The organism is Sutcliffiella horikoshii (assembly GCF_044809035.1).
In the GTDB taxonomy this organism is placed as follows: domain Bacteria; phylum Bacillota; class Bacilli; order Bacillales; family Bacillaceae_I; genus Sutcliffiella_A; species Sutcliffiella_A horikoshii_G.
The window spans coordinates 2,049,364-2,061,957 of the sequence record NZ_CP085237.1 but is presented as its reverse complement, the minus strand read 5'-3'; the positions used below and the strand labels follow the sequence as shown (position 1 = coordinate 2,061,957).

Annotated in this window: 13 protein-coding genes and 2 pseudogenes; 10 read left to right on the top strand and 5 right to left on the bottom strand. The window is 32.7% G+C overall.

Annotated features, from left to right (window positions below):
* Positions 1 to 65 precede the first annotated feature (65 nt).
* The 6 genes from LG307_RS10725 to LG307_RS10700 all read left to right on the top strand — a co-directional run bounded on the left by LG307_RS10725 (position 66) and on the right by LG307_RS10700 (position 5,778).
* Positions 66 to 746, top strand: a complete 681-nt coding sequence (locus LG307_RS10725; RefSeq protein ID WP_404450244.1) for an LAGLIDADG family homing endonuclease — start codon at positions 66 to 68, stop codon at positions 744 to 746.
* A gap of 929 nt (positions 747 to 1,675) precedes the next feature.
* On the top strand, positions 1,676 to 2,341 hold the full coding sequence (locus LG307_RS10720; RefSeq protein WP_404450243.1) for a matrixin family metalloprotease: 666 nt from the start codon (positions 1,676 to 1,678) through the stop codon (positions 2,339 to 2,341).
* 12 nt (positions 2,342 to 2,353) lie between these two features.
* Entirely contained in the window at positions 2,354 to 3,031 is a 678-nt protein-coding gene (locus tag LG307_RS10715; RefSeq protein WP_404450242.1) for a hypothetical protein, read from the top strand.
* 40 nt (positions 3,032 to 3,071) lie between these two features.
* Positions 3,072 to 3,416, top strand: a complete 345-nt coding sequence (locus LG307_RS10710) for a hypothetical protein (protein WP_404450241.1) — start codon at positions 3,072 to 3,074, stop codon at positions 3,414 to 3,416.
* A 1,198-nt stretch (positions 3,417 to 4,614) separates the two neighbouring features.
* Positions 4,615 to 5,124 carry a hypothetical protein gene (locus LG307_RS10705; protein WP_404450240.1) on the top strand — a complete coding sequence of 170 codons (510 nt, stop codon included), beginning with the start codon at positions 4,615 to 4,617 and terminating at the stop codon, positions 5,122 to 5,124.
* Between the two features lie 18 nt (positions 5,125 to 5,142).
* Positions 5,143 to 5,778, top strand: coding sequence for a hypothetical protein (locus LG307_RS10700; RefSeq protein WP_404450239.1), 636 nt, complete (start codon positions 5,143 to 5,145; stop codon positions 5,776 to 5,778).
* Between the two features lie 742 nt (positions 5,779 to 6,520).
* Here LG307_RS10700 and LG307_RS10695 read toward each other — a convergent pair.
* A complete protein-coding gene (locus LG307_RS10695) occupies positions 6,521 to 7,462 on the bottom strand; it encodes a helix-turn-helix transcriptional regulator (protein WP_404450238.1) in 942 nt (313 codons plus the stop codon).
* Between the two features lie 116 nt (positions 7,463 to 7,578).
* Between LG307_RS10695 and LG307_RS10690 the strand changes: the two genes are divergently transcribed.
* Together LG307_RS10690 and LG307_RS10685 are read left to right on the top strand one after the other, a co-directional pair.
* Complete coding sequence (locus LG307_RS10690; RefSeq protein ID WP_404450236.1) at positions 7,579 to 8,142, top strand: dihydrofolate reductase family protein; 564 nt, start codon at positions 7,579 to 7,581, stop codon at positions 8,140 to 8,142.
* Between the two features lie 259 nt (positions 8,143 to 8,401).
* Positions 8,402 to 8,989: a GNAT family N-acetyltransferase gene (locus LG307_RS10685; protein ID WP_404450235.1), complete on the top strand. Its 588-nt coding sequence runs from the start codon at positions 8,402 to 8,404 to the stop codon at positions 8,987 to 8,989.
* A gap of 212 nt (positions 8,990 to 9,201) precedes the next feature.
* On the opposite strand, the pseudogene LG307_RS10680 reads toward LG307_RS10685, so the two are convergent.
* The 4 genes and pseudogenes from LG307_RS10680 to LG307_RS10665 all read right to left on the bottom strand — a co-directional run.
* A pseudogene (locus LG307_RS10680) lies at positions 9,202 to 9,342 on the bottom strand (IS3 family transposase); the annotation flags it as partial.
* Positions 9,343 to 9,401: 59 nt separating this feature from the next.
* Positions 9,402 to 9,617: pseudogene (locus LG307_RS10675) on the bottom strand (DDE-type integrase/transposase/recombinase); the annotation flags it as partial.
* 9 nt (positions 9,618 to 9,626) lie between these two features.
* Entirely contained in the window at positions 9,627 to 10,091 is a 465-nt protein-coding gene (locus tag LG307_RS10670) for an IS3 family transposase (protein ID WP_404450234.1), read from the bottom strand.
* Positions 10,088 to 10,378, bottom strand: a complete 291-nt coding sequence (locus LG307_RS10665; RefSeq protein WP_404450233.1) for a transposase — start codon at positions 10,376 to 10,378, stop codon at positions 10,088 to 10,090. The genes LG307_RS10670 and LG307_RS10665 overlap by 4 nt, the downstream gene beginning before the upstream one ends.
* A 207-nt stretch (positions 10,379 to 10,585) precedes the next feature.
* Between LG307_RS10665 and LG307_RS10660 the strand changes: the two genes are divergently transcribed.
* The gene (locus tag LG307_RS10660; RefSeq protein ID WP_404450232.1) at positions 10,586 to 11,134 is read left to right on the top strand and encodes a nucleotidyltransferase domain-containing protein; all 549 of its coding nucleotides are present in this window, start codon (positions 10,586 to 10,588) and stop codon (positions 11,132 to 11,134) included.
* A 223-nt stretch (positions 11,135 to 11,357) separates the two neighbouring features.
* Entirely contained in the window at positions 11,358 to 12,449 is a 1,092-nt protein-coding gene (locus LG307_RS10655; RefSeq protein ID WP_404450231.1) for a serine hydrolase domain-containing protein, read from the top strand.
* Positions 12,450 to 12,594: the final 145 nt, after the last annotated feature.

The following is a 12,594-nucleotide window of genomic DNA, read 5'->3' as shown; positions in this document are numbered from 1 at the left end:
AGAGAACGAATGTTCGTATAATATAAATATAGGTAATTAGATCTATAGGAGAGGAAGGCGAAAATATGAAACAGATGCCAAATAGAAAAATCACCTTAGACCTCCAAGAAATTATTAAAATGTATGACGATGGAATGAGTACCACTGAGGTCGCAATTGCGGGGAATGTATCCAGCCGAAGAATTACACAAATTCTTAAGAAGAATAATGTGGAGTTGCGGCCAAGGGGACATTGGAAAAGGAAGTATCATATAAATGAGGACTATTTCAAGTTCTGGTCACCGAACATGCCGTATATTTTAGGTTTTTTCTTAGCGGATGGAATTATAAGTGGAGAAATGCAAACAGTAAGCTTTGCTCAAAAGGAAATCGAGATTCTTGAACAAATAAGGGATGAAATGGAGTCTAATCATCCAATTGGTGAATATAAAAATGGCGTACACTTCCTTAATATAAACAGCAAAATCATTAAAGGTGACCTGATGAATATCCATGGTTTAACACCAAACAAGTCTAGAACTGTAGAATTTCCTTATGTTCAAGAAGAATATATGCATCATTTTATAAGAGGGTATTTTGATGGGGATGGAAGTATATACAAAAAAGGAAATATGATAAACTTTGTTGGAGGTTCGTATTCCTTTATTTTAGATTTAATAGATGTACTCGACGACAAAGGATTCGACCCTATAATTACAAGTAAAGACAATCACTTCAGGATTTACATAAGCGGCAAAAGACCATAAAAAAATTTGGTGATTGGATATTTACAGATAAAAGTTTATATCTTAAAAGGAAATTTGATATCTTTAATAAAGAAAAGTTATCAGCTGAGCAGTTGCGAGTACTCAAATAACAAAAGTGTAAATACTTGAGAGCAGATGACGAGTGACACAAAAGTCCTGACACAATAGTCATTGGTATTACTGTATTTAATAGTAACCAATCTGGACTATTGTGTCATTTTTTTTGACACAATAGTGGTTACAACCTTGTTGAATGACACAAAAGTATTAACAACATTGAAAAAGCCATTACAAATCCTTCTTCCGTTAAAGGGCCAGATTGTGGAGCAACTCTTATAAACGCAGGAAGACCAATATTGTGAAAAAGCAATTTTTTTAGAGAACAAAAATTTTAAATCCTTATTGAATTATTAATAATTTTAAGGATTCAGACTGTTGACAAAGTATAAACTAGTAAAAGTATCAGTTGGAACAATTGATCTTTGTTGCAGGAGTTTCGCTTTCCAGTGGGCGGTCCCGTAAGCCTCCTAACACCGTTGCGGGGTCTTACCTGTCCCTTCCTCCCGCAGGAGTCTTCGCCCCTTCCACTCCGATCAACCGCTTTTTTTATCAAACTTTATTATAAACAATTATAATTTTTTATGAATAATCAAACTTTATTTCAAAGCCACAATACTAGCTTCGAAGCTTTATAAGGTTATTTTCATTTAAGAAAATAGTTAAGTAAAGATGGATATATAAGATTCCGTTCAAGTATCTTTTTCAGCAAAACATCCAAAAACCATAGTTAGTTAAAACCAATAGTCAATGTGCGAGCGTGTAGTGTATATCGGTTTAAACTGTAAAATATATTTATTTTTTCCTAAAAATTAAAGGTATTACAGAAGTTTCCGTAGAATGATTTGATTATAAAAGATGGGAGGGGTATTATGTTTAAAAAGTTTTTAATATTATTTTCATTAACTATTTGTATTCCCTTTTTTGCGGGAATACTCTTGGGGGGAGAAATAAATGCAGAAGGATGTGATGAAGAAAAGAAATTCAGTCTAAGTTTTAACTTATTAGTGAATACCGCAAATGCTTGTAGAGATGATGTTTATATGGGTGGAATGTGGCAGTATAATAAATCAATAACTGTCAACTATACGAATATTCATAATCCTTATCATGAAAGAATTACACAGGCTATAAATTATTATAATAACTTTACAAATGGATGGATAGGTATGCAATCATCAACTAGTTCGAGCGCAGATATACACATTGTAGGTGTAAATCGGCCAAGTGAAACTTGGTCAGGCAAAGCAGTAGGTTCTATAAGAGGGCATATACACCCCAAAAACGCAATAAATAATGTTGAAAGATATTACGAGTATGGTGGTATAGTTATCCAACTCAATTATGGGAAGAATATTACTAACTTATCTACTAATAGTCAACATTTTTTGGTGAGACATGAACTAGGTCATGCTATTGGATTAGGGCATCGGACTAGCACCTCCCATTTAATGTACTGTTATATTACAACCAGAACACAATTAAGTTCAACTGAACTAAATACATTAGAGAATATTTACAATACTTCAAAATGGTAAGGGGGAAATATATTGAAGAAGACATTATTCGTCATTAGTACTATTTTATTGTTTGCCTTCTTTGGTGTTATAGTAGGCGTCAATAAAGAGTATTTATTGATGCATTTCAATAGCACTAAGCAGGTACATGTACATAATCACATTGAAAGCCGACATAAATTAGTGAGCGCAGTCTGGGGACAGGAACCTTCTTCAGTTGAAAACTTATTTGAAATATCCGATTTAGTTATTGTAGGATCTCCTATTAATAATAAAGAGAAAGAATATCTCCAACCATACAATGACGATGATACAATTACTTACACTTTGAATAACATAGAAATCAGTGAAGTTTTAAAGGGGGAGATTAGTAGTGGCAACATCGATATGATAAATTACGGTGGAGAAAACCAAAATGGAGAAATGTTTATTTGGGAAGGTATAGAAGAAATAAAAGATGATGTTGTCTATTTATTGTTTTTAGAACAAGTTAGTTTTGACAAAGAAACCTATTTTTATAGACCTGTAGAAGGTCCATCTGGGACATATTATCTGGAAAACGTTAGTGGAAAAAAATTAACAAATAGCAGTTCTACTGCAACAGAAATTTACAAGGATAGTAACATTAATGTTACTGAAATTCAGTCAGAATTACACAGAAAAATGAGTCAGTATAATTTAAAAGATATTGTTGAATTATACAAACAATAAGTGTCTCTAATATTAGGAATTAATGGAGTGTACTTTTACTATGAATAAAGTGAAAAAGTTATTAGCAGTAACTATACTATTAATAATAGTGTGGTATATTCTTGATTATTCAAGACACGGAATTGCTGATTTAAAACTTGTAGTTGTTGGAATAAATGAGAATACAATTGAATTAGCTCCACTCAATATTGTTGGTGATGAAGTGTATATCCTGGAAGAAATATATGTGTCTAATAATACTACTCTTACAAGCATCGGTTTTAAATCTATTCAGAAAAGACATGTTAAAGATTTAAAAAAAGGTGATTGGGTAAGGATTTGGTTAGAAAGTTCTAATTCCGAAAAGAAAACAGCAAAGAAGATTGTAGTGATTAACCTATTCTAATACCTTTGTATTTAAATTCCAATAACAACTTGAAACAATCCACGTAAGATTTTCTATATGGAGGCATCGTGGATTGTTAATTTTTAATACTTTCATCTACCCAAGAAATAATAGTCATCTTAATGGAATGTATCACTGATTGCACTAAACTCGCTCCATTTTATTCTAGTCAATTAATTAGTTACATGTCTTAAATCAACGAAACCCCTATTTCAGCATCAGCTGAAATAGGGGTTTGTCTACGGTCTGAAGCCATATTCAATTATAATAATTGAATATGGCTTATATCACTATCCCCATCTACCAAACCAAATACTATATAGGAGGTGCATTTTTGTCGTTAGATGAATTATTCCCTAGGTATTAATTAGGAGTTTACTATACACGTAATGGATATTGAGAGCTGGAGTCAATCATGCTGAGAAAAAGAGAAGAAGATAACAATGAGTTAAGTAAAAGAAGGGGAAAATTTCAAACATTTGTAAAACAGATAAAAAAATATAAAAGTGTTATTTTTTAGCGAGCGATCTATCAAATACACATATTCAAGAATCGGGCGCAATTCTGTATCAAGAATTGTGCTCTTTCTTCATGTTTAGAGCCGAATAAATGTGCCCTGGTCAATACGGATAGTCCGATTATTGTGAATATTCCTTGGACCTCCAAGTTTTTCAGGTTATAAGAGGTTGATTACATCACTTTTGGCAATTATGGCGAAATAAGCATGAAGTCTGGGAGGAAGCCTTATTTTGGCTGTGTAACAATTGTAGGCATAAAATAAACATTTGCTATTCTCTAGGGGTATGTTCTTGCCAACAACTTAGCTTTCAACAACCTAAGGTCTGAGCTCCTATCATTTAACCTACCAGTAGATAAAATGATCCTCAAGAACTCCCTGATAGGTTACTAGTAACGTAGCATAAACTATTTCAATATTGAACATGTTTCAGCTAATTTATACGGTGTTTCAGTCTAGTTTTAATCGCTTTTATCCACCTTTAATCCCATCTCTATTGACCTCAGCCATACGATATCCCATTTATTCATCGTCACTTTTTAAGCATTTAAAATCCACGACAAATATGGGGTTATCGGCACTGATGACTCGCGTATAAACATTATTTAATAAAAAGTTGTATTATTTTAAATTTACAGATAAAAGAATAATGTTGAAAAAAATAGAAAAAGAGGGGATATTATGAAAAATTTTTTGTATGGTGTTATTGTTGTCCTGCTATTTTCCAGTTTTCCTAATTTCACAAATGCTGAAGAAATAGTTGATAGTGCTCCTTCTCCAGTTTACTCAGAACCGGCATTCACTGAATTTCAACCTATTGAGAATAAGAGCCATGAAGAGTTTACTACTTTTGGATTGACTTTTGCAAGCGGAACCGTAAGTTGTTATGTTATTGGTAGTGATTCTTTTTGCCCTTGGACTATCCAGGTCGGTGGAGATGTAATAATTCGAAGTGATGTTCAAGTCATATTTGAAAAACATCATGGATTCCTATCAGGTGGATGGAAACATTATAAAACCAGAGATCAGAAGTATCCGGTTAATATAGCTACTAGCACCATAAGAGGAGAAGTAAGTGAAAGACTTGCGCCAGGAAAATACCGTGTTAAACTGGGAGGTACATTTATCACTCGGAAAAACGGAGTATATGCTCCAGTAGCTCATGGATGGTCATACTTTGAAATAAAGTAATACATGGAGATGATTATATTGAAATGGCTGACCCCTTTAACTGCTGAAGAAATTATTTCTGATACAGAACAAAATGCTATGGGTATTAGATTTTCAAATTTTGAAAATACCCATAACCTAAAAAAGAATTTTAGTGTATTGACTCAATTTTATCTAAAGCTAGGATCCTATGATAAAACCAGTCAAACTTCCATTTATATAAAAAATGTAGGCCTTAGAAATGAAATAATTCAAGAAATATTACTTCATTTTGAGTCTTGCAGAATTGTTTTGGAAGGTGAAGTTCCTGTTGAAGTTATAATTAGTGATCCTAAAATGGATTCTTTATCAGAATTGAATGAGATATCTATAAACCCTGTTATTCAAAGTCTATTCTTTAATGAAATCTATAAGGAAGCCGACTTTATACCTTCAAATCCTTATTTTGTACGTAAAGAGTATATTGATGAGTATAAAGACAGTGAATTTGATTATGTATATAACTTTTTAAAGAAAACGACTATTAATGGTCAAGTTTTTATAAACCTGCCAAATACAATCAAATTGAATGATTCATCTACCAATCAAATTTTCATTAGATATTTGACATTTAAGGATGAGCAATTATATCTATGGGTTGATGGGTATAACAATGTTTCCATGGTTCAATTCTAGTTAAGGAGTTAATCAAAATGTAAATCATTAATTGGAAATTCTTAAAAAGAGCCAGCAGCAGATACAACTTTCTTGCTGCTTGCTTTTTTGGTTCGAAAATATTTCTATTCTTCGTGTGCGCTCTTCGCTTACTACCTGGAACAGGGGATTACCAGCGTAGTCTCACACCAGTCACAATAAGAATCACTCCTATTGTTATTTGACTCAAATGTGTCTGAAGCCGAATATAGTCACAAGAAAGCTTAATGACAGTATATTGATACACGTTTTTTTAGAAATTTAAAAGACAATTTATTTAGGAATGTCATTGTAACAAAATAGATTGATTTTGTTAAAGCCGAATAAGTATTTTCCCTTGTAAATTTAAGCATTTGGTGTTTATCAAATTGCTTATTGCCGTCTATAGCACTTCACTGGTATTAGGCCATATTAAAATGAAATAGTAACATCCATTTTGACATTTATATCAACCTCAATTATTACTAGCCTATCCCCGGTGGAAGTCCTTTTAACAACATCGATCTTCCGCAATCGGGCGCATATCCATAGCAAGGATAAGCGCCCCTTTTACGTTTTGGCCAGATTGTTGAATAACCTTTAATAGAAATTGGATATTATGTTAGAGTATATTTGAGTTTGTGAAGGATTACACTTAAACTAACGGAGCAGAAAAGTTAATTAAGGCGAACATTAAAACAGTTGCTCCTGTTTTTAATAGTGGACAAGTAAAAAAATAAATATTTTAATTATCATCTTGATACATAGATAAAATTTCTTCCGCTTGTTTACGTAATCCAACGATTAATTCCTCTGGTTCCAAAATTCGTGCGTGACTTCCAAGTCTTAAAAATAGTGATGTTATAAAATTAAGTTCACCTCTATCTATGATTGTATCTATATATCCAGTTTCATCTTCTTGCGTGACTACAAAACCCTCAAAATAAGGAACACTTTTACATTGACGGATACCTTCCATAGTTAAATGCACGTGCAGTCGAATTGGGTTTTTCACTTCAATAAAGTTGAACCATTCTTTTAAATTCATGAATTCATCTTCGTTTTCTTCAGTTGATAGAATGGAAAGAATACGATCTACACGATACAGTAATATTTTTTTCTTATGATAATCGTAAGCAGGCAAATACCATAATCCATCATGGGCATATACACCGATAGGCCGGATGTGTTTTTTCCTTATACCTGATTTAGATTCATATTGAATGTGTAAATTTCTATTCTCAATAGAATACTTTAAAACATCGTTTAAAAGAGGGGTATCAATCGTTCTTTTGGGGTTCCAAAAAGCAATATAAGACCGAATTTTATCTATTTTTATTTTAGCTTTACTCGGGAGTGAACTATATAATTTATGTTCGACCGAGGAGATTTCAGTATCAAATGGCACGTTGCGATAGTAATTTAGAGATTGAAAAGCATAGAAAATAGAAACAGCTTCTTCTTCTGTAAATAAGATTGGAGGAAGAACTCTACTCGTTAATACTGTATATCCACCATTACGTCCTTGTTCTGAGTAAATTGGCAATCCCATATCAGATAAATCTAATATGTATCTGTGTACAGTACGAATGGATATATGAAATTCATCAGCTATTTCTTGTGCAGTAAACTTTTTCTTATTCGTAACAAACATAAGAATATCTAATAGACGCTTGGCTTTTGACATTTTTTTCACCTTTCATTTAATTATGTCATTACTTGTCATGTTTTTCGTATAGTATAGTTTATACCTTATGATTTTAGCAATTAGGGAAATTCTATAAGATAAAAGGAGATAAAAATATGACCATTAACGTGAGAGCAAGAAGAGTGATTTTAGATTTAGCAGTTACTTTAGATGGATTTATTGAAGGGCCGAATGGAGAAGTTGACTGGTGCATTATGGACCCTGAGATGAATTTTAATAAATTTTTGAATCAAATTGATACTATACTATATGGTAGAAAAAGCTACGATATATGGGGGCAATATATTCCAAAAAATGAAGACTCAGATACCGATAAAGAAATGTGGAGATTGGTTCATAGCAAAGAGAAGTATGTGTTTTCCAGAACACAAAAGGAAACTGATAATCGAGCGATATTAATAAATGATAACATTGTTGAAGAAGTAAATAAATTAAAGAAAAAGCCCGGTAGGGACATCTGGCTATATGGTGGATCAAGTCTTATTACAACTTTTATCAATTTGGGACTTGTTGATGAATTTAGATTATCTGTTCATCCAATTATTTTGGGAGAAGGAAAACCTTTATTTATAGATATAAACAAGAGAATAAATCTACAAATAGTTGAAACCAAAAAGTTTTCTTCTGGCGTTGTTCAGTTAATTTATAGATTGAATTAAACAAAAGGTACATTTCAATGAGTTTATTGTCACTTTGTTCTACTAAAGGGAGCTTTAGTTTTACATGGAAAAGGCAGTAATTCACTATTTTGATACTCCACAATCGGGCGCATTTCTTAAGTAATGAACTGTGCTCTTCTTTAAGTTATACCAAAAACCAGATTGTAGAATAGGAGAAGGTGAAAAAGAGTTTAGGGAGAAGTATTTAATTATGGTTTTGATGAGTTTTTGTTAATTAATATTAGGTGGGGGATATAAAATGTTAATTAGAGAATATGAATCAAGTGATGAGAAGGGATGGGTTCGATGTCGCACCTTGTCTTTTTTAGAGACAGCATATTTTGACGATGTCCTAAGGGAGAAAGAAAAATATGAAAACCCAGCTATTGAATTAGTCGCAGTCATCGAGAATCAAATTGTAGGCATAATCGATGTAGAATATGAGCTTGAAGAAAAGACAGTGTGCTCTACAGGTAAAGGGCTTGGAGGAATGATTTGGCATGTTGCCGTTCACCCAGATTTCCAAAGGCTGAGAGTTGGGGCAAAACTACTGTATGAAGCTGAAAGGATCGCATTAGATAAAGGTCTGAATCGACTTGAAGTCTGGACTAGAGACGATGAATGGGTGAATCAATGGTACCTAAAAAACAAATTTATTAAGGTTAATTCTTATTTCCATGTGTACATTGAAGGCAGACAAGCAGTAAGGCGAATCATGCAAAGTGATAGCCGTGAACTAAAACCAGTTCGAGTTTTTGCGCATTATACAGGTAAAGATGTATCTGATATAAAAAATCAATTTAATAGAGTACACGAATGTATTTGTTACGAGAAAAATCTAGTATAGCTTTAACCGAAGAAGTTATGCTCGTTCTTCTCCACAAGGGATAACTCTGCATTATCTCTGCCAATAGTCCACAGGAATTCCCTATAAGGGGCAATAGCGGAAGACCATTATTAATGTCTTTTAAGAAAATCTTGAAATCAAATCTTCTACTAAAGGGCGCGATCCTAGAACTGGTCTGCCCCCTGTCAAGTAGAAAAAAAAAATAAGCGCAGTTAAGAAGCCTGACTTCTATATTCGATAGGAGTCAGGTTGTTTAGCTTGTTTTGAAACCTTTCTTGGTTATAAAAGAGAATGTAGTTTTTAATAGCCCTTCGAACCTCTTGGGAAGTTTTAAACGTAAAGAGGTTAAAACATTCTGGATTAAATGGCTGAAGAAACTTTCCATACTCGCATTATCCCAACAGTTGCCCTTTCTTGACATACTAACTTTTACTTTATGTCTTTTGAGTAGCTGATTATAGACATGGGACGTATATTGATATCCTTGATCACTATGGAGAATCATTTCTTTTACATTTCTTCCTTTTATGGCTTTATTAAACGTATCCAGAACTAGTTTATTATCATTACGTCTACTAATTTGATAGGCAACAACCTCGTTATTATAGAGGTCTTTGATGGCAGACAAATACAGTTTCTATCCACTGAAAATAAGATACGTAATATCCGTTACCCACTTTTCATTAGGACGAGAAGCGTAAAAGGCTCTATTTAAATAATTATTCGAGATTAGATAAGGCTCTTTCTTACCGTAATAAATTCGTTTCCTCCTGATAATTGATTTAATACCAAGTTCACTTAGTACCCGTTGAATTTTTTTGTGATTAATGTGAATCTCATAGGTCCTCTTTAACCAAGTTTGTATTCTTCTATAGCCATAGATGCCTTTACACTTCTTATGGCATTCTATTATTTTCTGCTTTAGCTTCTCGTCCTCTAGTTGCTTTTCTGAAGATACTCCTTTACGCTTTAACCACTTGTAGTATCCACTTCTTGACACTTTAGCCAGATGACAAAGTAGCTTTATAGAATGAGCTTGTTTAGATAAATCATCAATGACTTGATATAATCTCCTAGGATTTAAATCAATTCCCCCTTTCACATCCTTAAAAGCTTTTTTAATAATTCGTTTTCAGCTTCTAATCGCTTTATTTTCATTTGAGGATTCTCAATTTTAGATAAAGACGGGGAACTAGATCCACTTTTTCTTCCTCGATGTTCTCTAAGACCAACAATTCCATCTTTACTATATTGTTTAACCCACCGTTGTATGTTTTTTCGATGAGTGTTTAATTCTCTAGAAACAGCAGCATAATTCTTCTTTTGATAATATAAATCCACCGCTTTTTTCTTAAACGTTATATCGTAAGTCTCCGCTTTTTTCTCCATAACAAATACCCCCTTATAGTAGACAGATTAATGCGCTTTTTTAAATGTGTCTACTATAAGGGGAGCATACCAGAACAAGGATCAGCGCTCATTTTCATTTTAGTGCAACATTATGAAATACAAGTTAGATTAGCAAAAAGGTTATTTCAAGACTCATGCAGAATAAACCAATAGTAAAGTTGTATTACATTAAAGGTGTGGATGAGAATGGATTTTAAAGATCTTACATTAGAAAATGAAAATAATACGAGCAAACTACAGTTAGATATACTTCAAGAAATAAATGAAATTTGCTTATCTTTTAATTTAAGCTTGTGGCTACGAGGTGGATGGGCGATAGATTTTTTACTTGAAAGGATTACACGGTCACATTCCGATATTGACTTAGTTACATGGATTGAACATCGTGAACAGTTGGAACAGGCTCTTGTAAAGGCTGGTTTTCAAAAAAATCTAGTTAGTGAGTTTCAAACTGACTTCCTTAAGAACAATATCGATGTGAGTTTTGTATTTGTTAGGCTTTCTGACGAGGGAAAAATAATCGCTAACGGTTTTCCCGACTGGGTATGGAGGAAAGATGCCTTAACTAAGGAACTCTATACGGTACATGGTATATCAATAAATGTTCTTAACCCATACCAATTACTTGAGGAGAAAAGAGTTTACGAACAAGGAACAGGAAGAAAACTTCGTCCGAAAGACCATAAAAGTATAGAAATTATTCAGCAGATTATTAACGAAAAAGCAAGTAGCTAAATTTTTATGAGAGGGTTTCTGTTCTAAAAAAACAAATAAATGTCAACAGTTTGGCGCGATCTATGAACAAGGATCAGCGCTCATTTTTATTTTCCTTGAAAAAGAATAACTTATTGTAGGAATTTTTAGAATATGAAATAATTGGTATTAAGCAGACGGGAATTGTTAAATTTACTTTTGATATTTCACATAATCTTGAGAAACATATTTAGGAGGTTAGACCATGCATAAGACATTGCATAAAGTGGAACAGGTTATTGAGAACTTTATAAATGAGAATAAGATTCCTGGGTTGAGTTTACATATAGTTTCTGATGGAGAGAGTATTTTCACTTTCGATTATGGCTATTCAAACATAGAATTAAAGAAAGCTATGCAGCAAGATACAGTCAGTTCAATAATGAGTATATCAAAAAGTTTTACTGCCATTGCAATGTTACATTTAGAAGAAAATACTGAATTTAATTTAGATACACCTATTATTGAATATCTACCTTATTTTAGTACAAAGAGCGGTAAATATAATGAAATTACTTCAAACCACATACTTAGTCATACTGCTGGTTTTCCCGATAATATATGGCTTGTGACGTTACTGGACAATGGTTTATATAAATTCGCAAAAAATCTTCCTGAATACCAATTTATTTTTAAACAATGTCCAAACATTGAAGATACTATTACTAAAATAAAAAGCAGAGAAGACATCACAAAGTATTTTTCAAATATTGACTTAGCATATGAACCAGGTAAAGGGTGGCTGTATTGTACAGATGCATACGTAATTTTGGCTGATGTTTTAGAAAAAATAAGTGGTTTAACTTGGGAAGAATATCTAATAGAAAATATAATGAAACCCTTAAACATGAATAATACATACATAAACCCCTCAAAGGGTTCATCTTATAATATGAATGAGTACTATCTATATAGTAAAGGCGACTTTATAAAAATACCGACTCCTAATAATCAGTTAGGGGCACCTGTTGGATTTATCTATTCAACTGCAAATGATATGGCAAAATATTTAATTGCAATAATGAGAAGTGAACAGAAGATCATTAGTCAATCGAGTAGAAGTAAAATGTTTTCTATGATTGCACAAAGAGAGCCTAGGTTAAGCTATGGACTTGGTTGGAAAATTAAAAAGTTGCGTGATTCAAAGGTAATTGAACATGCAGGGGGGTATCCAGGAGTTAGTAGTTTTGCTTCCATGATACCAGCTAAAAACTTTGGACTTATTATGCTATGTAACATTGGTGATGCTCCTCTACAAATTTTATCAGATAGTATAGTTGATATTTTTTATCCCTAAAATTAGAATGTTAAATTTGCGAATAATTTAACTTAATCTAACAGATGAGTGAGTTCAATAAAACCATCAGCAATTCTGGGAGCGATTGTTCAATGTGTTTAATCGCTTTTACTTCTAGCAACGACTGGTGGGAGTGTAATAATGA

Excerpts from the sequence above, each read along its gene's own strand:
- LG307_RS10725 (WP_404450244.1), top strand. The coding sequence starts at position 66 with ATGAAACAGATGCCAAATAGAAAAATCACCTTAGACCTCCAAGAAATT.
- LG307_RS10720 (WP_404450243.1), top strand. The coding sequence starts at position 1,676 with ATGTTTAAAAAGTTTTTAATATTATTTTCATTAACTATTTGTATTCCC.
- LG307_RS10710 (WP_404450241.1), top strand. The coding sequence starts at position 3,072 with ATGAATAAAGTGAAAAAGTTATTAGCAGTAACTATACTATTAATAATA.
- LG307_RS10705 (WP_404450240.1), top strand. The coding sequence starts at position 4,615 with ATGAAAAATTTTTTGTATGGTGTTATTGTTGTCCTGCTATTTTCCAGT.
- LG307_RS10695 (WP_404450238.1), bottom strand. The coding sequence starts at position 7,462 with ATGTCAAAAGCCAAGCGTCTATTAGATATTCTTATGTTTGTTACGAAT.
- LG307_RS10690 (WP_404450236.1), top strand. The coding sequence starts at position 7,579 with ATGACCATTAACGTGAGAGCAAGAAGAGTGATTTTAGATTTAGCAGTT.
- LG307_RS10685 (WP_404450235.1), top strand. The coding sequence starts at position 8,402 with ATGTTAATTAGAGAATATGAATCAAGTGATGAGAAGGGATGGGTTCGA.
- LG307_RS10665 (WP_404450233.1), bottom strand. The coding sequence starts at position 10,378 with ATGGAGAAAAAAGCGGAGACTTACGATATAACGTTTAAGAAAAAAGCG.
- LG307_RS10660 (WP_404450232.1), top strand. The coding sequence starts at position 10,586 with ATGGATTTTAAAGATCTTACATTAGAAAATGAAAATAATACGAGCAAA.
- LG307_RS10655 (WP_404450231.1), top strand. The coding sequence starts at position 11,358 with ATGCATAAGACATTGCATAAAGTGGAACAGGTTATTGAGAACTTTATA.